This is a genomic window from Alcaligenes sp. MMA (assembly GCF_020907215.1).
Classification (GTDB): domain Bacteria; phylum Pseudomonadota; class Gammaproteobacteria; order Burkholderiales; family Burkholderiaceae_B; genus Alcaligenes; species Alcaligenes aquatilis.
The window spans coordinates 362,234-381,837 of the sequence record NZ_JAJJPP010000004.1 but is presented as its reverse complement, the minus strand read 5'-3'; the positions used below and the strand labels follow the sequence as shown (position 1 = coordinate 381,837).

The following is a 19,604-nucleotide window of genomic DNA, read 5'->3' as shown; positions in this document are numbered from 1 at the left end:
CAATCGTCACCGTGGGCTCACCAATGTCGCCGTCCTCGATCTCACCACCCAAGGTGAAGGTCAGGGTCGTGTCGGCATCAACGGCCTTGTCCAGACTCACGTTGAACGTGGCGTTCTCGCCTTCGTTCACGTTACCGGCGTCGTCCACCGTCAGAACCGGTACGTCCGCACCAGGCTCACCGGTGTTGCTATCTGTAATCGTGGCAGTACCTTCGCCCGTTACATCCTTCAACTCCACATCACCCACAGTACCCGTCAGCTCTGCATCCAGAGTGAACTGCTCTTCACCTTCAAAAACGGCATCATCCACAGTGGGGACGGTAACGGTAATCTGGGTCTCGCCAGCAGGCACATCCACGCTGAATTTGCCGTCGGCATCGACGGTCACGGTCTGCACCACGCCATTGCCTACCTGCACCTGAACGGTACGGGGCTCACCATCGGTCCACAGATCGCCAAAACCTGCACTGCCCTCGTTAAGCTGGAGTTCCAACGTCGTGTTTGTTTTTACTTGATTGCTTAAATCAACCACAAAAACAGCATCACTACCCTCGCTCAGAACAGGGTTATTGACAGCCAAACTAGGAATATCATTATTGGCGGGCTCGGTTGGACCTGTTGGATCGGTAGGATCAACCGGCACTTCGCGGCCATCATCAACAATTGTGCCTGTACCTTCACCCTGGACTTTATCAACAGGGGTACCGTTCTGTGTCTCGCCTTCTTGCGTAACAGTCAAGGTGAAGTCTTCTTCACCTTCAAAAACATCATCGTCTTTAGTATCTACAGTTACCGTGACGTCAGTGACACCGGGAGGCAGTGTGAAACTGTATGTGCCGTCACTATTTTGTGTGACAGGCACCGTATCACCATTGGGCAATTGCACAACAGGGGGCTGATCAAGAGCTATATCGCCATCGTCCGTGGAGCCATGCCCCAATTGCAGCGTAACCGTGGTCTCGTTGTCGACTGGTTTACCAAAATTCACGTTGAAGGTACCCGAACCTCCCTCACTGATGACCGTGTCGGACACAGTAATCGCAGGTACATCGTTATCTTCAACGGTAGTCGTTACCGGATCGCCGTACTCAACCTTCTCGTAGTTGCCGCCCGTGCTGCTCTCAATCCCGACATTTTCCGGGATATTGCCTTGCACCGTCCCATCATCAGGACGAGCTGGATACGTGACAGAACCGCTAGTCTCACCTTCTTTGATGATAATTTCCTGACCATTAGTCAGTTTAATCACCAAGTCTCCGCCTTGCGGAGGATTTTCAACTGTTGCGGTAATGGTGATGTCCTCACCTTCTACAACCGTATCGGGGCCTTCCAAAGTAATTTTTGTAGCATCATCATCGTCCGTGATGGTGCTGCTGGATGTACTGCTCGTATCCAGATTCTCGTAGTTACCGCCCGTTGTCGTGCTGATACCAATATCCTCAGGACGATCGCCTTGTGTGTAAGCATCATCCGGATACGGATTATCAACAAGCACCCGGCCTTCCGTACTGCCAACCGGAATCGTAATAGTGCTGCCATTGGTCAGCGTGATGATCAGATCTTGCCCAGTAACTGGGTTATCGACGCGCGCAATGATTTCAAATGGCTCGCCTTCCGTGACTCGCTCTGGTGTTTCCAATGTCACAGTCGATGTACCAGCAACGAGAGTTGGGTCCGTCTCATCGCCACCACCACCGCTAAAACGAGGCAATTCTGTGCCTAATACGCCTGGTTTGGGATACTCCAGGGCTAATGGTCGGGTTGTCTCAACAATACTGACCAAACGCACAAAACTACTTCCGCCCTCTCCGCCACCCGTCAGCACAGCAGCGGTAGGATCTAACTGTTCAAATGGGTCATTACCCGCTTCCAGTGCTGCCAGTACTGCAGCAATCGCTGGATCATCAGGATTGGTCAGAACGGCCACAGCAGGATCGACATCCGTCTGGGCAATATCGTCACTCAGCAAGAATTCCCGATTATCGGAAATGGTCATAGGCGGCCCGCCAGGAATCTCGAGCTCGACAAATGCGCCTGTTTCGGTAGTGATCTCAGCGTTTACGGGAACACGCATTCCCTCTTTGAGCGCTACTTTTGAGCCATCGCTGGTACGCATCCATGCTGTACCTTCAACGCGTGTCACTAAAACAGTATCCAGTGCCATAATTGTCTGATTCCTAAAAAAGACCGTCGCAATGCGACCATCTGAAATTGGCTTTCTTTGGTATGAGAATAGCGAGTTGATCTGCTATGTGATATTGGCGCTGCCGCCAGTTCGCCGCTTTACTTGCGATTCTTTACGCAAGTTGACAATGCAGGACTGGACGGCCCAAACAGGCTTATGAAATGCCGTGTACTTTTAGCGCCAACATTAAACGATCAGTTACACCAAGCTTTTCAAAAATAGCTTGAAGGTGGGCACGCACTGTTCGTTCAGTAATGCCAAGATCCTGGGCAATCAATTGATTGGAGTGCCCCAACGAGGCGCGTTGCGCCACCTCGATTTCACGGCTGGTCAAATTGCTTTCCCAACCCGTGCGAATTTCCAAGTGACGAGTCACGTCACTGAGCAGGCGACTCAGCAAAGACTCTCCCACCCAAACCTGGCCCGAGGCCACGTGCTCCAACACTTGCTCCAGCAGAGCCGACGAGCTGTACGCGTGAATATAAGCTCGGGCGCCCAACGCCAATACGGCTTGCCCTTCAGAGTCGACAGGCCGAGGGCTGGCGACCACCACCTTCATCCCTTTTACTGCCTGTACCCATTGCGGGTGATTCCATAACGCAAGCGCACTGTCCATGACGACAAGCTCACGATGTTGCTGTTTCCACCGTAACAAATCCTCCATACCTCGCCCTCGGGCAGGCAAGTAGGTTACGGAATTCTGGTGACTCCAATGCTGCCACAAGGCTTCATCGTTCGTCAGAAATAAAACCGAATTTACTTGTCGCATACCGCTTTTCCCTTACTGGTAACACGAGCTAAAAAGCCATCAGCTCTGAGGCTGACGCGGGATTATTTATCCTCTATCGTCAGCACTACTCCCCCCGTACAGGCCACCCCTGCCGCTTTAACGCTCTGTAAAGGCGTTAGAGCGGGCCCTGAGAATGGGTTTGAGTAAATACTGCATGACAGTGCGTTTACCCGTGAGGATATGAACCTCTGCCACCATGCCAGGCAAAATAGGCCGATTATCATCACCCACGTAAACGGTATCAGTGCGCACTTTGGCTATATAAAATGAATTACCCTTTTCATCGGTAATCGTATCGGCACTGGTTTGCTCCAACACCCCGGCAAGGCCGCCGTAAATCGCAAAGTCATAGGCAGTAAACTTAACTTCAGCAGATTGACCCGGGTGAAGAAATCCGATGTCACGCGGATGGATACGCACCTCCAACAACAAGGAGTCATCAGTCGGCACGATCTCCAAAATATCCTTACCAGGTTGCACAACCCCCCCCACCGTATTAGCGGCAAGAGTTTTAATCGTCCCACGTACTGGCGAGCGCACTTCAGCCAATCGGACACGATCCGCCAATGCGCGCTGCCCTTGCTCTAAAGAAGCCAATTTGGCGCGAGTTTCTGCCAGCTCTGTACGAGCCTGGTTACGGAATGTAATTTCAACATCACCGATCTTGTTCTGCGCCTCTTGTATGGAGGCCTCGATCCTGCTTATTTGCGCCGTAGCGGCTCGTTGTTCTCCGCAATAACGCGCTACATCGCGCTGTAAGCGCAACAAATCCACTTCAGAAACAGCCCCGCTTTTCAGCAAAGGCCGCGTCATTTTCAATTCTTGCGATGTCAGGCCACAGCTCGATGCCGCCTGATCCCGATTGGCCTGCGTTTCTCGTAGCTCTTGCTGGCGTTGATGCAGTTGCTCCTGAGCGACAGAGATATTGGAGCGCAGCTCCTCGGTACGAGCTTGCCAGACGCGACGCTCCATTTCAGCAAGATCCGGCGCCTTTTCCACAACCTCGGCAGGCATATCCAGGGTTTGATCAGCCGCAATGGCCTCAAGCCGGGCCGCCTTGGCCAACAACGACAAGGACTCTGCCTCATTCTCACCCAAGGAAGACGATGCTCGCGTGGGATCAATGCGCAATAACACTTCGCCCTGCTCAACGGATTGCCCGGGCCTGACAAGAATTTCCTCGACAACACCACCATCGAGGCTTTGTATGATCTGTACCTGCCGAGAAGGCACCACCTTCCCTTCTCCACGCACAACCTCGTCAATGTTGGCCAGACTTGCCCAAACAATCAGCACGCAAATTGCCAACAGCGTCAACCAGATCAACAAACGCGAACCGCGAACCTCTTGCTGACGTGCCGTCCAAGCTGCATTTTTGAGAACACTTCGGCTTGGTGCTGGCCCAGAATCGGCCTTCAGCCTTGCCCGTATCCGGGAAAACAAACTTTTTTTCGTCATGTCGCGCTCCGGGCCTTGCCAATCTGCCCACTACGCAATGCTGTAATGACCTGCTCCTTGGGACCATCGGCCACAATTCGCCCCATATCCATGACAATCAAGCGATCAACCAAGTCCAGTAGCGCTGTACGATGCGTGACCAGCACCACTGTTTTGCCCTCACATTCAGTGCGCAAACTATTGCGCAAAGCGGATTCGCTTTGATTGTCCATGTTGCTGCTAGGCTCATCGAGCAACAGAATAGAGGGGTTTCCCATCAAGGCCCGGGCCACCGCAACCGCTTGACGCTGACCGCCAGAGAGCGAATCACCACGCTCGCCGATCATCATGTCGTAGCCATCTGGGTGCCGACGAGCAAAATCATCCACACCCGCCAACTTGGCGGCAGCCAACATCTGATCATCCGTAACGTAGGGCGAACCCATCGTCAGATTATGTTTCAAGGTGCCATAAAACAGCATCGGATCTTGTGAGACATAGCCCATAGAACGACGCACATCTGCTGGGTCAATCTGCTGATTATCGATACCGTCTAACACAATCGTGCCCGAGGTCGGTTTATACAAGCCCAGAATTAACTTGGACAACGTGGTCTTACCTGAACCTATACGCCCGATAATGGCCACTTTCTCCCCTGCCTTGAGGGAAAAACTAAGCTGATTGATCACATTCTGAGTTGCACCGGGATACGCAAAACTAACACCACGGAACTCGATGGAACCTTCAAGATAAGGCCGAGGCACAAAATTGCGATCATCAGGGTGTTCGACCGGCAACTCCATATACATACCAATCGAATCCAGCGACGTACGCGCATTCTGATATTGCATCATCAGCCCGGCCACTTGCCCAAATGGGGCAAGACAACGGCCCGCAATCATGGAGGAAGCAATAATGCCCCCCATCGACAACTGCGCGTCCTGAATCAGATATACACCGATGATAATCACGCAGATCGTGACCACTTGGGTCAACATCTGCACGGTGCTTACCGTTACAGCCGAAGTCATCTTGATTCTGGCCCCTTGTCGAGCCAGGTACTCTGTAGACTGCTCCCAAGCGCGCTGAGCATTGCTCTGCGCATTCAATACCTTCAAGGTTTCAAGCCCAGCCAAGGACTCCACCAGGCCTGCGTTGCGCTGTGCAGCCGCTTGAAATGTTTGCTTGGTCAACCGCTCCATCCGAGCCTGGGCAAACCAGGACACGGCAAGAATAATGATGATAGCCACGACCGGCGGGATTAACATCCAAGGCGATATCCAGGCCAGTACCGCAAGAAACAGGACGACAAATGGCAAATCAACCAGCGTTGTCAGACTGGCAGAGGCAATAAAATCGCGCACAGACTCAAACGAGCGCAAATTGGCGGCAAAAGAGCCCACCGAAGGCGGCCGATTCTCCATGCGCAAATCCAATACCCGCTCCATAATCCGTGCTGATAACTGAATATCAACCCGCTTACTGGCCGCATCAACCACATACGCGCGTACGCTGGTCAACAGAAGGTTCAGCACGAGCACCAAACCAATCCCTATAGACAGTACCCACAACGTTTCTATCGCATTGTTAGGCACCACGCGGTCATACACATTCATGGTGTACAAGGGGATGGCCAAGGCAAACACGTTAATCAGAAACGCCGCTCCGAGCGCATCCCGATATAACTTCCAGTTTTGCGATACGGTCGCCCAGAACCAATGCTTGCCTTTCAGGGGCGTTATACCCTCTGTTGCTCGCACCTCGACCCGGAAGTCAGGTTGTACAACCGCGAGCAGGCCAGAATACAGCTCCTGCAATTGCTCCAGGTCAATTTCACTGGGGCTGCCGCTTTCTGGAAAATGCACAAGAGCACGATCATCCTCGAAGCCCAACAACACGCAAGCCCGACTATCGTTCAGCAGCAAAATGGCTGGCAACAGATTGGGATTGAGTTCGGCAAAAGAACGGCGCCAAATACGCGAGGTGCAATGCCCACGCGCTGCAGCCCGACTCAAAAGAGCGGGCGTCAGGCGTCCCTTCTGCAAGGGCAGACCCGTAGACAGATGCTGGGCCGTACATGGATTGCCGTGAATACGGGTAATCTCTACCAAACAATTCAGTAACGGATCATCATGAGTCAGATGAGGCGGGATACTGAATGTCTCGCTCTGTGGTGTTGGATTTTCAGATGAGTGGTTCGTCGTCATTAATCAAATCCAGCGAATCTCGCAGGCGCTGACGGGTTTGTTTGCGCTCGTTTAATTTAGCCAAGGCTTCAGGGGGCAAATCAGTCATGCGAAGAACGCCATTCGCAATCAAGGCGTCAATCAAGTCTTCCAGAACCCGAATAAAACTGGCATCCGAGACTGACAGCTCTTGTTTATAGCCCTCTTCTTCTGGACTCATATAGCCCCCTAACCTTCAAGTACGCTCAAGCAAAACCAATTAGTTCAGCCCAGCTGTTTTTTCACGCAAGACCGGCGGAGCCATATCGTCACGATAGTCAACTGTTATCGGAGTCAGATTGCTGGTATCCGGTACAGGTGCCATACATGCCTGAAAGGCCTCTTCGGGGAAATCCAGTTTGGCGGCTTCGTCAGGTTGCTCCGAGTAGGGCTGCGCCAAACCAACTGCTGATACCAGACGGTGCGACAGCATCAACCAGCTGTACTCGGCCTGTTGCAGGTCATAGGTGGCATTGGCCAACGCACGACGGGCATCAAACAATTCGTTTTCAGTATCCAACAAGTCCAGCAAGGAACGCTGGCCAATCTGAAATTGCTGCATATAGGCCACACGAACTTTAGACGTAGCCAGCTCATGTTGTTGCAGGAAAGGCAACTGGGCACGCAAACGTTGAACGTTGTTCCACGCTACGGACAAGTCCTGTTGCACGTTGCGGCATGTATAGTCGCGAACATCCCGCGCGGCATACTGCTGGGCAGTGGTCTGACGAATGCGCGCCATATCTGCCCCACCCCGGAACAGGTTATAGGACAGCACTAACTGCACGTTGGAGTTTTGGGCATCACGGTAAGACGATCCGGGTGGATCATTTTTATCTTTACCTGTTGCCGCACGGAACTCAAGTTTTGGGGACATACGCCCTTGAGCCACATGCTTGCCAAACTCGGCCGCTTGATACAGAGCCTGTTTAGCCAAAATGGAAGGACTGTTGCGCAAAGAAGGCAAGAAATCGCTGGTTTTTGTGGGCAGGGATTCGCTCAAGGAAGGAGCAGGCTGCAACACCTCAGGAGCCGCTACCCCGACGATACGACGATAGCGCTGCAAAACGTCATTCAAGTTCCCGGCCTCGGTCATAACGTTACTTTGTGCCAAAGACTGGCGGCCATATGCCTGTTCCAGATCAACACCACGCCCGACGCCCGAGCTGGAGCGCTCCTCGATCTGCTTCAGGATATTCAAGTGCAGATTGTAATTTTCACGCGCCAACTTTTCCATTTCGCGGTATCGCAGCACGTCAATATGAGCATTCGCCGCCTCCAGCGCCAAGGAATCTACAGAAGCCAACAAATCATAGTAGGTGGCCAGTTTTTCGTAGCCCAACTGACGCACCTGATTAATCGACGAGAAACCATCAAAAATCAACTGGCGTAACTGCAAGCTATAGCCACTGCGAGACCAGTTCACAGACGATGCACTGGATGTGCTACCACGCCACTCCCGACCTACCCATCCTTCGGCATTGACTTCAGGCAATAACGCACCACGGCTGACATTCTGCCCTTCCAACGCAGACTGGAAGTCTTGGAAGCGAGCGCCAAGTTCGGGGTTGGACATGATTGCCCGCTCGATACTGTCTTTGAAGCTCAAGCTGTTTTCCTGCGCATGAACTGGCTGAGCCAGCACAAGCGCTGTCAGCAGCGAACTTACCGTTAGAGTTTTTTTACCACGCACGTCGGCCTCCGTAAGATCCTGTGCTGCGCCCACAACGGAGAACATCACCTCAGCGTTGTAACGCATTGCCAGATCAAATTTAAGTACAAAAATGAAAGAAGAATGGGTTCGGTGTGCCGCCTAAACAAAGCGAAAGAAACACCCCCCGAGGGCCCAACACCTATGTATTGCACATGGGCTTTACATCTAAGGCTGGTAAACACATCACCAGCCGCAGCAGTATGTTCATAATGGACCGGGGCAAGACAAGGCGGAGCTACAGGCTTCTGGCCTGTATTCTTGGAGCATAACCTTGTGTCTAATTGTGACTTTTTGCACGAAAACACACTATGATCGTCACACGAGTCACGGGACAAATTGTATCTTAGATTACAAGGGCTTTCGTCGATGACAATGTTAAAAATGATAAATAGCCTGTGACAAAAAGGGCAACAAAACTCTGAAATTAAACGATTTTAAGAAATCAGGGGCTTAACAAATAATAGCGTCATCATGCCCTACTTCTAGATTTCTCCGTAAGAATCTACAAAATCTTTCACCTTAATAAGTATTTAGGTTACATCAACACCCAACAAAATTTTTAACATGCAATAAAAATAATTTTCTTGTCATACCTCTCGGCAACACGCTTATTGCAAATGCCACATTTGTAACTTTTACTTATGACACTGCAATGACCCCTACCCGCCGTATCAAGCAAAATCTAAAAAGAAATTAATAATCAAAAACTTATAACAGTATTTGAATTTCCACCCAGGTTAACGGGCACACCCGAAGCAAAACCAATCCCACTCTACAGGCAGGAAAACGGGCTGATAAACAGCCCGTTTTCTTACCACTTCCCTACTCCTTGTCCAGATGGCCTACCACTGATAGCCTACCCCTGCCGCCGCCCCGAGGTCTCCTCGAGACGTACCGTTGGCATTGACCTTGTACACCCAAGTCCCACTTGCCGAGACACGGGAAATGCCCAAAGCGTAGCCCGATTCACCATTCCAGGTTCCCCCCGCCAAAGAGACCATATTGCGCCCTGGCAAGTACGCCTGCGGCAAGGCCGCTGTTGCCATGGCAGCAGCAACCCCGGCACTCAACTTGCGCTCCTGAGACTGCAGATCACGATCCAGACGCCGCACAGACTCACCAAAGCGTGTCTCGGCCGCCTGGCTTGCTGCCCTTAACTGAGCCACATTGACAGCATCTGTCTCCTCACTACCGGGAGCTAGCCCTGTCAACTGCCGACCACCCAGATTCACTTCGCCCTGAGAACGATGGACACCATCCAAGCCATAGGCAACATATTCCTGGGATGCTCCGCGCACAGCCTGCGACCCGGCCCCTAGTGCGACACTGCCTTGCACAGCCTTCGCTCCCGAACCCAGCGCCACACCGTCAGTACCCGCTACGGCACCCGCTCCCACTGCGACACTTCGATCTGCAACCGTACCGCGACCAGCCCCCGAGCCAATTGACACATTGTCATTGCCTTGAACGCCCCCACCGGCGCCAGCACCATGAGCAATATTGTTATCACCCGTCACATCGCGGCCCGCCCCCAGACCTAATGCAGCGTTACCCTCACCTGTGACGCCATAACCCGAATAGGAACCCAACGCCATATTGTTGGAACCCTGTACATTCTGGCCGGCATTCTTACCCTGGGCCAAATTGCCATTACCCACTACCTGTTGACCGGCATTTTGGCCCATTGCCAAATTGCTATCACCTTGCACATTACGGCCGGCCTCCTGGCCCAAGGCGGTATTACCATTTCCGGTTACGTCACGCCCCGCATTGCTTCCATAGGCAGCATTGTTATTGCCCACCGTATTCGTGCCTGCCCAAAAGCCCATGGCATCGTTGTAGTCTCCCTTGACGTTTTGTCCCGCACTACGCCCAATCGACTGATTCCACCCCCCTTCGACATTGGTGCCGGCGTAATAACCAATAGCCTGATTGGCATTTTTGCCGCTGACATTAGAGCCGGCGCCTTCCCCAATACCCAAATTCCAGTTCGTCGACACATCATTGCCAGCGCCCTTGCCCACCGCAATATTCACGCTGCCTGAGACATCCTGGCCTGCGTTATTGCCAACCGCCACATTGTTCTTCCCGCCCACATTCTGCCCGGCTCCCTGACCATACCCGGCATTGCTGCCATCCCACACAGCAGGCGGAGCAGTCTGAGCCCGCACATCCATTGGCTGCAACACAGCCCCCAGCACGGCTGCCGTCAATACCCCATTCACGGCAGCGGCTATATACGTGTATTTCATGAATTTCTCACACTCAAAAAAGCAGCTCGACACGCCCGTAGCCTCAAAACTCCGGGCCTGTCTCGTTAGACCTTACAGTTGCACCGCCATAGCAGGATCGCTGACGCCATGCTTGCCCGTTTCCATACGACCGGCAAAACGGCGCTCAAAGCCTTCGGCCTGCACCGAAAAGTCGTACCAGTTCCCACTGTCTTTCACCGACCAACGCTGCTCAGTCACCTGTCCGGGCTCCACAAGCAGATCCCATGGACCATCTGTGCGATACATGTTCGACAGCACCGTCGCCTTCTGAGCACGATCACCCTGATTGAACAGTTTCAAATAGACATCACCTGCAGTCGGCTCGTAACAGACCTGCACTTCCAGCGATACACCTGTCTCGGTATTGCCCACAAATGTGCGCACAAACCCATTCGTGCTGTACACCCAGAACTCGTAATCCCCGTTGTCCTGTGTGACATCCCAGGTATCCGACAATAATTTTCCAGCCTCGACGGTGTAGCGACGTGGGATCAAGTCCAGATGCTTCTTGTCATAAACATGGAAAACAGCCCCTGCTTGCCCGGTATTGCTAAACAGCAGCTCGACAGAACCTTTCTTGTCTACTCGCGCACTGGTATGCAATTCATAGGGCAAGGCACGTGAATAACGAACACCGGCTTCCTGATACAAAGGCTGCGGTGTCGCAGGAGGTTCAGCGCGAGGCATCGTCTTTTGCTGTACTTCCATCGCCTTGTAGTCGCTCATGTCAGGCAAGGTCGGGAAGGAAGGATCATTCGGGCTGGCAAAGTCAAAGGCCGAGGTCAAATCCCCACACACTGCGCGATGCCAAGGGCTAACGGCATCAACGGTGATATCGAAACGTTTTTCCAGAAACTGGGCCACAGAGGTATGGTCAAACACCTCGGAATTGACCCAGCCGCCACGACTCCAGGGGGAAATAACGTACATCGGCACGCGTGGGCCCAAACCCCAAGGGCGCAAATTGCCACTGATGGTGTCATCGGCCTTCAAATACTTACGAGCAGGGTCGGAGAAATACTCACCGTCAAGCGAGACCGTCGATTTACCCATCAACTTGCCATCGACGTCATAAGAAGGGACAGCAGGGGGAGGCAAATGATCGAACAAGCCATCATTCTCATCAAACGTAATGATGAAGGCTGTCTTACTCCAGACTTCCGGGTTCGCCGTCAAGGCATCGAGTACCTGCGAAATATAGTCCGCACCTTGGGCTGGGCTACCACCACCACTGGGGTGCTCAGACACCGAGGGCCAGGGCAGGATCCAGGACACCGCAGGCAAGGTCGCATCCAGCACATCTTGCTTGAGGTCCTCCAAGCTGTGATTGCTCATGCCCTGCTCATACAAAGGCTCACCGGGCTTGGACTCACGGAATGACTCAAAGGCCAGACCTCCGTGCATAGCACCCGTCCAGTTATTGTTCGGATCCTGATAAATACGCCAGCTCACACCCGCGTCCTGCAAGACATCAGGCAGGGTTTTCCAGGTAAAAGCCGAGCCTTGATAGGTATAGCCCGGTGTCGGTAAGGCCCCTTTGACCCAACAGCGCAGGTTAACGGGTTCCGAATCGGAGTCTGTGCAATTGACCCCCATGCGGCCGAGTTTGGGATCGTAATTAGAGCCAGACCAGAAAATAATCCGGTTGGGATCTGTACCAGTTGCAATCGAACAGAAGTTTGCATCACACATGGTGAACGATTCGGCCAGCGCGTACTGGAAGGGGATATCGTCTCGTTTGTAATACCCCATCGAGTACGCTTTTTTGTACTTGGGCCACAAACCAAACTTGCCTTGCCCCCAGGCCGCCTGGGCATCTGGCATGTTGTGAGGCGTGCCAGGAACAAACAAAGCGTTCATCGTGGCCGAGTTCAAATGGTAAGGCAGCACTTCCTTCGTACCGTCAGACTCATGCCAAACGGATTTACCCGACTCCAAAGGAATCGGGAAACGATCGCCAAAGCCACGAACCCCTTTCATCGTGCCGAAGTAGTGGTCGAACGAACGGTTCTCCTGCATCAAAATGACAACATGCTTGACGTCCTTAATCGTTCCTGTATCCACCGTCGCTGGAATAGCCAAAGCGCGTCGAATGGAAGCGGGCAACATTGCCATCGCCGACAAAGCGCCAGCAGTCTGAGCAGAAGCCCGGAAAAACTTACGTCGGCTCGGCTGGGACAGTTCGATACCAGCATCGTCTGGGGGCAGAATCTTGGTCATGGTGCTAATCACTCAAAAAAGAAAAACGTCATCAAGGAGCGCAGCGCAACTGCGGTGTCTCGGGAACCTCGGGTTGTTCAATATCGCCACCGCCACCAGGGGGCGGGGTAGCAGAGGAATCCGTATCAGAGCCACCGCCACAGGCAGCCAGTGTCAAACTCAGGGCAATAGCCGCAACAACGCTACGGCCCAGTACAAGGTACGAGGTCATGAATCACTCCAGATCGGGAAAACAGGGCCGGCAGAACCGGCAGGGACTTGATAGAACGGCAGCCCTTACGGGATGCCGCTACTTAGCTCAGGCGCTGACGCAAGCGGGCCGCTACCTGATCCAACAAAAAAACAGTGATAAAGATCACGACGAGAATGGTCCCGACGTGGGCGTATTGATACATGTCATAGCGTCCTTTCAGCTCTTGCCCAATACCGCCCGCACCGACCAAACCCACCACCGTCGCCATCCGGACGTTACGATCCAGGATATAGAGGGTGTAGCCAGTAAATTTAGGCATTACCTGAGGCAATACGGCATACGCCAAAACCCGCAACTTGCCCGCGCCGATCGCCGTCAGCGCCTCTTGTGGCTTCACATCAGCAGTCTCGATATCCTCGGCATAGAACTTACCCAGAAACCCCATGGAGTGGATGGCCAATGCCAAGACACCAGCAATCGGGCCAAAGCCATACGCCAGCACCAGAAACAAGGCGGAGATCAGCTCTGGCATGGCTCTAAATAGGCTGACCAAGGCCCGTGCTGTGACATAAAACACGCGATGCGGTGTGTAATTGCGCGCACTCCAATAGGCCAATGGCGCACTCCCCACCATGGCTAACAGGGTGGCCCAAATGGCGATCTCGAAGGTTTCAACCATCTTGACGGCTACCCGCCACACATACCCCAACGGTTCAACCAAGTAAGTCTGCGTATAGACCTCTTCTTCCATCTGCAAGGTATGCGGGTTCAACGATTGCTCGACCACATCAACCGTTTCCACATAGGCAAACAAAGGGAGTTTCTGCGGGTCAAAACCTTCGATACGGCTCACTTGAGTGCGATATGACACCTGCAAGGGAAACATGTTGTCTGCCAAGGCGCTCAGACCCGAAGTCACCTGCGACTGATCCTTAATACCAACCGTCGCCAAGACCCCATCTGCACTCAATGCCGCCATACGATCCATCTCTACCCGCTTGCCGGTATACAACAGCGCAATAAGCACCACGATCGCTATCAAAACGGCCCGCACACCGTAAGGAGGATCCAAATGCCAAGCGGCTGCACTTTCAGGCTTATTCATGACACGCCCTCCACCAACACAGTGCCCGGTCTGACCGTCGAACCGCCTGGCGATGCAGTGGCACGGCCAGGCGTCATGACCGCCCCAGACCATGCCTCCACGGGACTTCCTGGCGTCCCGGCCTGGTACAAGGCTGTGGCTGCGGCCTCATCGAATGCACTGGCTGGCCCATCAAAAACCACAACACCCTGGCGCACCGCCACAATCCGATCCGCAAACTCACGGGCCAGCTCTACCTGATGCAAACTGCACAGAACAGTCGCCGCCCGATCACGCGCCTGGCTACGCAACAAACTCAAAATGTCACGGCTGATGCGCGGGTCCAAGCTGGCCACCGGTTCATCAGCCAGCAGCACCGCAGGCTCCAGCATGAATGCACGGGCGATACCAACCCGCTGCTGCTGCCCGCCCGACAGTTCACTGACGCGCCGATGCAAATGCTCCGGCTGTAGTCCGACCTCACGCACCAAGCGGCAAGCCCGCTCGCGCAGTGAGGCTGGAAACTGCATCAAAAACGCTCGCCACGCAGGCAAACCGGGCAAGGCTCCTGACAGCACGTTCGTCGCGACGGTGGCACGCGAGACCAAATTAAAGTGCTGATGCACCATCCCAATTCCAGGTCGCACCGCTTTCAAGCTGCTGCGCTGCACACGCTGGCCATCGACCCAAACTGCCCCCTGCGTAGGAACAGTGAGCCCATTAGCCATACGTAACAAGGTCGACTTGCCTGCTCCAGAGGCCCCCAGCAGCACACAGAACTGTCCTCGAGGCACACTCAAAGACACCGATTTGAGCGCAGTCGTGCCATCGGGATATCGCATCCCCACAGATTCAAAACGCAACATGGCAGCGATCTCGTTCATCACACTCACCGCTGTGCAGCCTTGGCCAGAATCTCGCCTTTGACCTCGTCAGTGAGCAATGACATCTTGGATGCGGGGCCACTGAACTGCTCTTCCGAGAATGCCGTGTCGTAGCGATCCAATTTGGCACCGCCATAGCCACGCACCATGTCTGGAGTCACGCCTGGAGCTTGATGAACCGTCGAGAATGCTTCTTTCAAGGTCTTTTTCAGCCCCTCAGGCAGTTTGGTGTTCATCGCCAGCGGGGGATAAGGAATTGGCTCGCTCTTGAAGATAACCTTGACCGATTGAGGATCAACAGCGCCTTGGCGAACAGCTTTGTCAAAAGAGTCAAAAGACAAGGCGGCTGCATCGACCTGCCCTTGCACCAAAGCAGCCAAACTGCTGGCATGGCTACCGGTCAAATGCAACTCGGCCAAATCCTGGGCGGGATTCATGCCATCGTTAATCATAGAAGCCATCTGAAACGTGAAACTGGATGCCGAATTGACATCACCAAATGCGGCACGTTTACCTTTCAGGTCCTTCAAAGAGGTCACAGAGGATTCTTTCGGGGCAAACATGGCGGCGTAATAGGAAGACTGCCCCTTTTGCACACCCACCGCTAACAACTGAGCGCAACCCCGGTCATGTGCCTGCACATAAGAGACAGGTCCCAGAAAGGCAACTTCAGCCAATTGGTTGCACATCCCTTCCACCACAGCTCCATAGGACTGCCCAACCGTCAAATCAAAATGCAGACCCGTGCTGCTTGTGATCGCGTTGAAGATGGGTTGGTAGTCTGCCTTGGTACCGGACTCTGTACCGCCATCAGCAGGGATCAACAACACGCGCAAGGGGTGCTGTTGTGAACCATCCGCCAATGCCTGTGCCTGTGCAGCAGCGAACGGAGTCAGCATGAAAGCCAGGGCCAATGCGGAAAGATGAAAGCGGTGCGTCTTCATTTCGATAATCCTTGTCGTGAAAAGGTGTGCGTCATGACATGGGTACTTGTCTGACATCGAAACGAAGATTAGCTGCCTTATATGACAAAAAAATGAAAATAGCTCAAAACAACAAAAATGATTTTTGAATAATGTTCAGTTAGAATTTGAGCCATTCCAGCGCGCAGAGCCGGCATTGCGGCCAGTTCGACGCGGTCCTTTTTTGACACTCTGTATCTCGTTTATGACCTCCTTGCTCTCTGCTGCGCCACCCAGCTCCCAACCCGATGCTCCATCGGATGCATCATGGCTCTCTCAGTCCCTAGGTTTGATTCTGGATTTAGATGGCACACTCATCCGTGGCGATGAAGTACTACCCGGCGCCAAGGAATTACTACATTACTGGGAGGGTCGGTATATCGTGGTTTCCAACAACTCTACCCATACCGCACAAACGCTGGCCCCCCAACTGCAAGCATTGGGGTTACCAGTGCCACCGGCCAACTTGGTGCTGGCAGGAGAACAAGCCATACATCACATTGCCTGCCGCTACCCACACAACCCGCTTATGCTGTGCGCCTCTCAAGCGCTGCGGGCACTGGCCATGGAGCTGGGTTTGACTCTGGTAGAGCGAAATGCCGACATTGTTCTGCTGACGCGAGATCGCCATTTCAGCTATGACACTTTGCAGCAAGTCATCCGTGAACTCAGCCAAGGCGCCACGCTTCTGGTCAGCAATGCTGACCTGACCCACCCTGGCCCGCAAGGTCTACTCACCCCGGAAACAGGCGCACTATTACAGGCGGTATTAGCCTGCATACCTGGGGCGCAAGCGGAAATTCTGGGTAAACCGCAATCGATGCTATTTAGGGAAGGCTTGCAACGTCTGGGCTTGCACAATGAGCATGTGACCGTTATCGGGGACAATGCCGCCACAGATGCCTTGGGTGCAGTCAGCCTCGGATTAGGCTATCTACTGGTCGGCCCATCCTCACAAGCCGACGCGCCAGACGTAGGCGCCTTGATGCTCCGAAACATCCCCGTGCGACGTCATCTCCACGAAGTCAGCCAAGGTTAATAACGCTTGTTGGATAGCACTTCAAAGGTGCTGCGCAAAGTCTGCACCGATTTATCATAGTCAGCTAAGGCCAGGCAGGCGATCAAGGTATCAATAATAGCCAGTTGAGCCAAACGACTGGTCATCGCCTCGGTGCGAAAATGGGTTTCGCGAGACATGGTATGCAAGACGACATCGGCATAGCCTTGAATCGGAGACTTGCCAAAATTGGTAATACATATCGTGCTGGCGCCCGCCTCTTTAGCCAGACGAGTGGCCAGTACGGTTTCATGTGTACTGCCCGAATGAGAAATTGTCAGCACAACCACCTGCGGCCCGGTCAGCGAAGCGCTGATAGCCTGTACATGTGAATCCGTGACCGCTGTTGCCTGCAAACCAATACGCAACATCCGGTAGTGGGCATCGTGCGCAATCACCGACGAACTACCAATACCGTAAATTTCAATACGCTGCGCCTGACGGATCAACGCAACCGCCTTGGCCAAGGCAGCCGGATCGAGTACCGACTCTGTCTCTTGCAAGGTTTGAATATTGCTGTGAAAGATCTTGCTCACAACCTGATCGATTGAGTCACCCGACTCCAGATCCTCGTGTATGTACTGGACGGGTTGCACAATTTGCTGGGCCAGCGAGATTTTCAATTGCTGAAAACCTGTTGCACCCAGCAGTTTGCAAAATCCAACTACGCTTCCCTCACTGCATTGCGTGCGCTCAGCCACTTCACTGACCGACATGTGGACCACATCTGCCGGATAGTTAATGACAAATTCACCAATGCGCTGTGAGGCCGCCCCCATGGTCGGTAACAAACTCCGAATGCGCGCCAGCATGGCCTGAGGAGTGCTGCGAGGAGACTCTGCCTCCGGTGAGATACGGCGTGTACGTTTCGTGGTGACCATGACAGGAATTGGATTTCAGACAGGAGAGTTTTACTATGAGTCAAAGACGGCCATACAGGATGATCCTGCCATTTTAACGAGCCGACATGACAATGGGAGCATAGGCCGCATAAACGGCCAATGCTCATCAGGCCCTCGCGACCGGCCCTGTCCCTTCGGTGCGCTGCATTCGATCTGCACAGTCTACTCTGGAGAAAAGCACATGTATCAACATCTGGCCCTCTATATCAATGGCCAATTCCTGGACGGGCAAGGTCGTCAGACCCAAGCCGTCATCAACCCAGCCGATGGCAGTACCTTGGGCCAACTGCCCCTGGCATCCCAGGCAGATCTGGATGCGGCTCTGCATACCGCTCAAGCCGCGTTCCAAAGCTGGCGTCATAGCTCGCCCATGGATCGCAGCGCGATCTTGCGCAAGGTGGCGGAACTATCCCGCGAACGCGCCCAGGAAATTGGCCGTAACCTGACGCTGGACCAAGGCAAACCGCTGGCCGAGGCCGTGGGTGAAATCATGTCCTGCGCCGATCATGCAGACTGGCACGCCGAAGAATGCCGTCGCATCTATGGTCGCGTTATTCCCGCACGCAACCCCAAAGTGCAACAACTGGTCTTGCGCGAACCCATTGGGGTTTGCGCCGCCTTTACGCCATGGAACTTCCCCTATAACCAAGCCATTCGTAAAATCTGCGCGGCAATTGGTGCAGGTTGCACGATCATTCTCAAAGGCCCCGAGGACTCCCCCAGCGCAGTCATGGCCATTGCTCAAGCCTTCCACGACGCCGGTCTGCCGCCAGGCGTGCTGAATATTGTGTGGGGTGTGCCACACGAGGTCTCGGACTACCTGATCCGTTCGCCCATCGTGCGCAAAGTCTCCTTTACCGGCTCTGTACCAGTAGGCAAACAACTGGCTGCACTGGCCGGTGCTCATATGAAACGCATCACCATGGAATTGGGCGGTCATTCTCCCGTGCTGGTCCTGCCCGATGCCGATGTAGCCCGCGCCGCCCGTCAGTTGGCTCGTTTCAAGATCCGTAACGCGGGACAGGTTTGCATTTCGCCCACGCGCTTTTACATCCACGACGATATTTACACCGCGTTTGTGGATCGCTTCACCCAAGAGCTGGCCAATGTCAAAGTGGGTGATGGACTGGACCCGGATACGCAAATGGGCCCCTTGGCTCACGAGCGCCGCATCCCCATGATGCAAAAGTTTGTCGACAATGCCCGCTCTCTGGGCGGCAAAGTGCTGTTGGGTGGTGAGCAGATCAAGCGCGACGGTTTCTTTTTCTCGCCCACTGTACTGACGGATTTGCCAGACGATGCGCTGGTCATGACCGAGGAGCCTTTCGGCCCTATCGCCCCCCTGACTCGCTACAGCGACCTGGACGATGCCATCGCCCGCGCCAACAGCCTGCCTTTTGGTTTGTCGGCCTATGCCTTTACGCAATCCTTGCAAGACGCGCATCGACTGGGCACCGAGCTGGAATCCGGTATGGTCAATATCAACCACTTTGGCAGTTCCCTGCCCGAAACGCCGTTTGGTGGCGTCAAGGACAGTGGTATTGGCAGCGAAGGCGGTGCGGAAACCTTTGACGGATATTTAGTCACCAAATTTGTGACTCAAATCTAAAGCTGGCTCCTGGCCCTGCTTTGCAGGGCTAGGGTGAACCCCTACTGTACTAACCGCCTATTCCCGCTA

Annotated in this window: 15 protein-coding genes; 2 read left to right on the top strand and 13 right to left on the bottom strand. The window is 53.7% G+C overall.

Features of this window, described 5'->3' with window-relative positions; translation table 11 throughout:
* The 12 genes from LNA76_RS17895 to LNA76_RS17840 all read right to left on the bottom strand — a co-directional run.
* Positions 1-2,164: retention module-containing protein (locus tag LNA76_RS17895; protein WP_230019573.1), on the bottom strand; the 2,164-nt coding region annotated here is incomplete at its 3' end.
* A gap of 175 nt (positions 2,165-2,339) precedes the next feature.
* Positions 2,340-2,954, bottom strand: coding sequence for a response regulator transcription factor (locus tag LNA76_RS17890; protein WP_108728324.1), 615 nt, complete (start codon positions 2,952-2,954; stop codon positions 2,340-2,342).
* Between the two features lie 117 nt (positions 2,955-3,071).
* Positions 3,072-4,433, bottom strand: coding sequence for an HlyD family type I secretion periplasmic adaptor subunit (locus LNA76_RS17885; protein WP_230019572.1), 1,362 nt, complete (start codon positions 4,431-4,433; stop codon positions 3,072-3,074).
* The gene (locus LNA76_RS17880) at positions 4,430-6,619 is read right to left on the bottom strand and encodes a type I secretion system permease/ATPase (RefSeq protein WP_108728322.1); all 2,190 of its coding nucleotides are present in this window, start codon (positions 6,617-6,619) and stop codon (positions 4,430-4,432) included. The genes LNA76_RS17885 and LNA76_RS17880 overlap by 4 nt, the downstream gene beginning before the upstream one ends.
* A complete protein-coding gene (locus tag LNA76_RS17875) occupies positions 6,597-6,818 on the bottom strand; it encodes a hypothetical protein (RefSeq protein WP_094198149.1) in 222 nt (73 codons plus the stop codon). Before LNA76_RS17875 ends, LNA76_RS17880 begins: the two co-directional genes overlap by 23 nt.
* A 39-nt stretch (positions 6,819-6,857) precedes the next feature.
* Positions 6,858-8,396: a TolC family outer membrane protein gene (locus LNA76_RS17870; protein WP_230019571.1), complete on the bottom strand. Its 1,539-nt coding sequence runs from the start codon at positions 8,394-8,396 to the stop codon at positions 6,858-6,860.
* 797 nt (positions 8,397-9,193) lie between these two features.
* On the bottom strand, positions 9,194-10,603 hold the full coding sequence (locus LNA76_RS17865) for a YadA family autotransporter adhesin (protein WP_230019570.1): 1,410 nt from the start codon (positions 10,601-10,603) through the stop codon (positions 9,194-9,196).
* A gap of 72 nt (positions 10,604-10,675) precedes the next feature.
* Positions 10,676-12,844 (bottom strand): phosphocholine-specific phospholipase C, encoded by a 2,169-nt coding sequence (locus LNA76_RS17860; RefSeq protein WP_230019569.1) that lies wholly within the window; start codon positions 12,842-12,844, stop codon positions 10,676-10,678.
* A gap of 31 nt (positions 12,845-12,875) precedes the next feature.
* Positions 12,876-13,055, bottom strand: coding sequence for a hypothetical protein (locus LNA76_RS17855; RefSeq protein WP_230019568.1), 180 nt, complete (start codon positions 13,053-13,055; stop codon positions 12,876-12,878).
* An 82-nt stretch (positions 13,056-13,137) separates the two neighbouring features.
* Complete coding sequence (gene phnE / locus LNA76_RS17850; protein ID WP_108728319.1) at positions 13,138-14,142, bottom strand: phosphonate ABC transporter, permease protein PhnE; 1,005 nt, start codon at positions 14,140-14,142, stop codon at positions 13,138-13,140.
* A complete protein-coding gene (locus LNA76_RS17845; RefSeq protein ID WP_230019567.1) occupies positions 14,139-15,005 on the bottom strand; it encodes a phosphonate ABC transporter ATP-binding protein in 867 nt (288 codons plus the stop codon). Before LNA76_RS17845 ends, phnE begins: the two co-directional genes overlap by 4 nt.
* A 5-nt stretch (positions 15,006-15,010) precedes the next feature.
* Positions 15,011-15,949, bottom strand: coding sequence for a phosphate/phosphite/phosphonate ABC transporter substrate-binding protein (locus LNA76_RS17840; RefSeq protein ID WP_094198154.1), 939 nt, complete (start codon positions 15,947-15,949; stop codon positions 15,011-15,013).
* 223 nt (positions 15,950-16,172) lie between these two features.
* Between LNA76_RS17840 and LNA76_RS17835 the strand changes: the two genes are divergently transcribed.
* The gene (locus LNA76_RS17835; RefSeq protein ID WP_094198155.1) at positions 16,173-17,006 is read left to right on the top strand and encodes an HAD-IIA family hydrolase; all 834 of its coding nucleotides are present in this window, start codon (positions 16,173-16,175) and stop codon (positions 17,004-17,006) included.
* On the opposite strand, the gene LNA76_RS17830 is transcribed toward LNA76_RS17835, so the two are convergent.
* Positions 17,003-17,905 (bottom strand): MurR/RpiR family transcriptional regulator, encoded by a 903-nt coding sequence (locus tag LNA76_RS17830; protein ID WP_230019566.1) that lies wholly within the window; start codon positions 17,903-17,905, stop codon positions 17,003-17,005. The genes LNA76_RS17835 and LNA76_RS17830 overlap by 4 nt on opposite strands.
* Positions 17,906-18,107: 202 nt before the next feature.
* Between LNA76_RS17830 and LNA76_RS17825 the strand changes: the two genes are divergently transcribed.
* A complete protein-coding gene (locus LNA76_RS17825; RefSeq protein ID WP_230019565.1) occupies positions 18,108-19,535 on the top strand; it encodes an NAD-dependent succinate-semialdehyde dehydrogenase in 1,428 nt (475 codons plus the stop codon).
* The last annotated feature ends 69 nt before the right edge of the window (positions 19,536-19,604 follow it).

Excerpts from the sequence above, each read along its gene's own strand:
- LNA76_RS17855 (WP_230019568.1), bottom strand. The coding sequence starts at position 13,055 with ATGACCTCGTACCTTGTACTGGGCCGTAGCGTTGTTGCGGCTATTGCC.
- LNA76_RS17875 (WP_094198149.1), bottom strand. The coding sequence starts at position 6,818 with ATGAGTCCAGAAGAAGAGGGCTATAAACAAGAGCTGTCAGTCTCGGAT.
- LNA76_RS17890 (WP_108728324.1), bottom strand. The coding sequence starts at position 2,954 with ATGCGACAAGTAAATTCGGTTTTATTTCTGACGAACGATGAAGCCTTG.
- LNA76_RS17825 (WP_230019565.1), top strand. The coding sequence starts at position 18,108 with ATGTATCAACATCTGGCCCTCTATATCAATGGCCAATTCCTGGACGGG.
- LNA76_RS17860 (WP_230019569.1), bottom strand. The coding sequence starts at position 12,844 with ATGACCAAGATTCTGCCCCCAGACGATGCTGGTATCGAACTGTCCCAG.
- phnE (WP_108728319.1), bottom strand. The coding sequence starts at position 14,142 with ATGAATAAGCCTGAAAGTGCAGCCGCTTGGCATTTGGATCCTCCTTAC.
- LNA76_RS17840 (WP_094198154.1), bottom strand. The coding sequence starts at position 15,949 with ATGAAGACGCACCGCTTTCATCTTTCCGCATTGGCCCTGGCTTTCATG.
- LNA76_RS17865 (WP_230019570.1), bottom strand. The coding sequence starts at position 10,603 with ATGAAATACACGTATATAGCCGCTGCCGTGAATGGGGTATTGACGGCA.
- LNA76_RS17835 (WP_094198155.1), top strand. The coding sequence starts at position 16,173 with ATGACCTCCTTGCTCTCTGCTGCGCCACCCAGCTCCCAACCCGATGCT.
- LNA76_RS17885 (WP_230019572.1), bottom strand. The coding sequence starts at position 4,433 with ATGACGAAAAAAAGTTTGTTTTCCCGGATACGGGCAAGGCTGAAGGCC.
- LNA76_RS17870 (WP_230019571.1), bottom strand. The coding sequence starts at position 8,396 with ATGCGTTACAACGCTGAGGTGATGTTCTCCGTTGTGGGCGCAGCACAG.
- LNA76_RS17880 (WP_108728322.1), bottom strand. The coding sequence starts at position 6,619 with ATGACGACGAACCACTCATCTGAAAATCCAACACCACAGAGCGAGACA.
- LNA76_RS17845 (WP_230019567.1), bottom strand. The coding sequence starts at position 15,005 with ATGAACGAGATCGCTGCCATGTTGCGTTTTGAATCTGTGGGGATGCGA.
- LNA76_RS17830 (WP_230019566.1), bottom strand. The coding sequence starts at position 17,905 with ATGGTCACCACGAAACGTACACGCCGTATCTCACCGGAGGCAGAGTCT.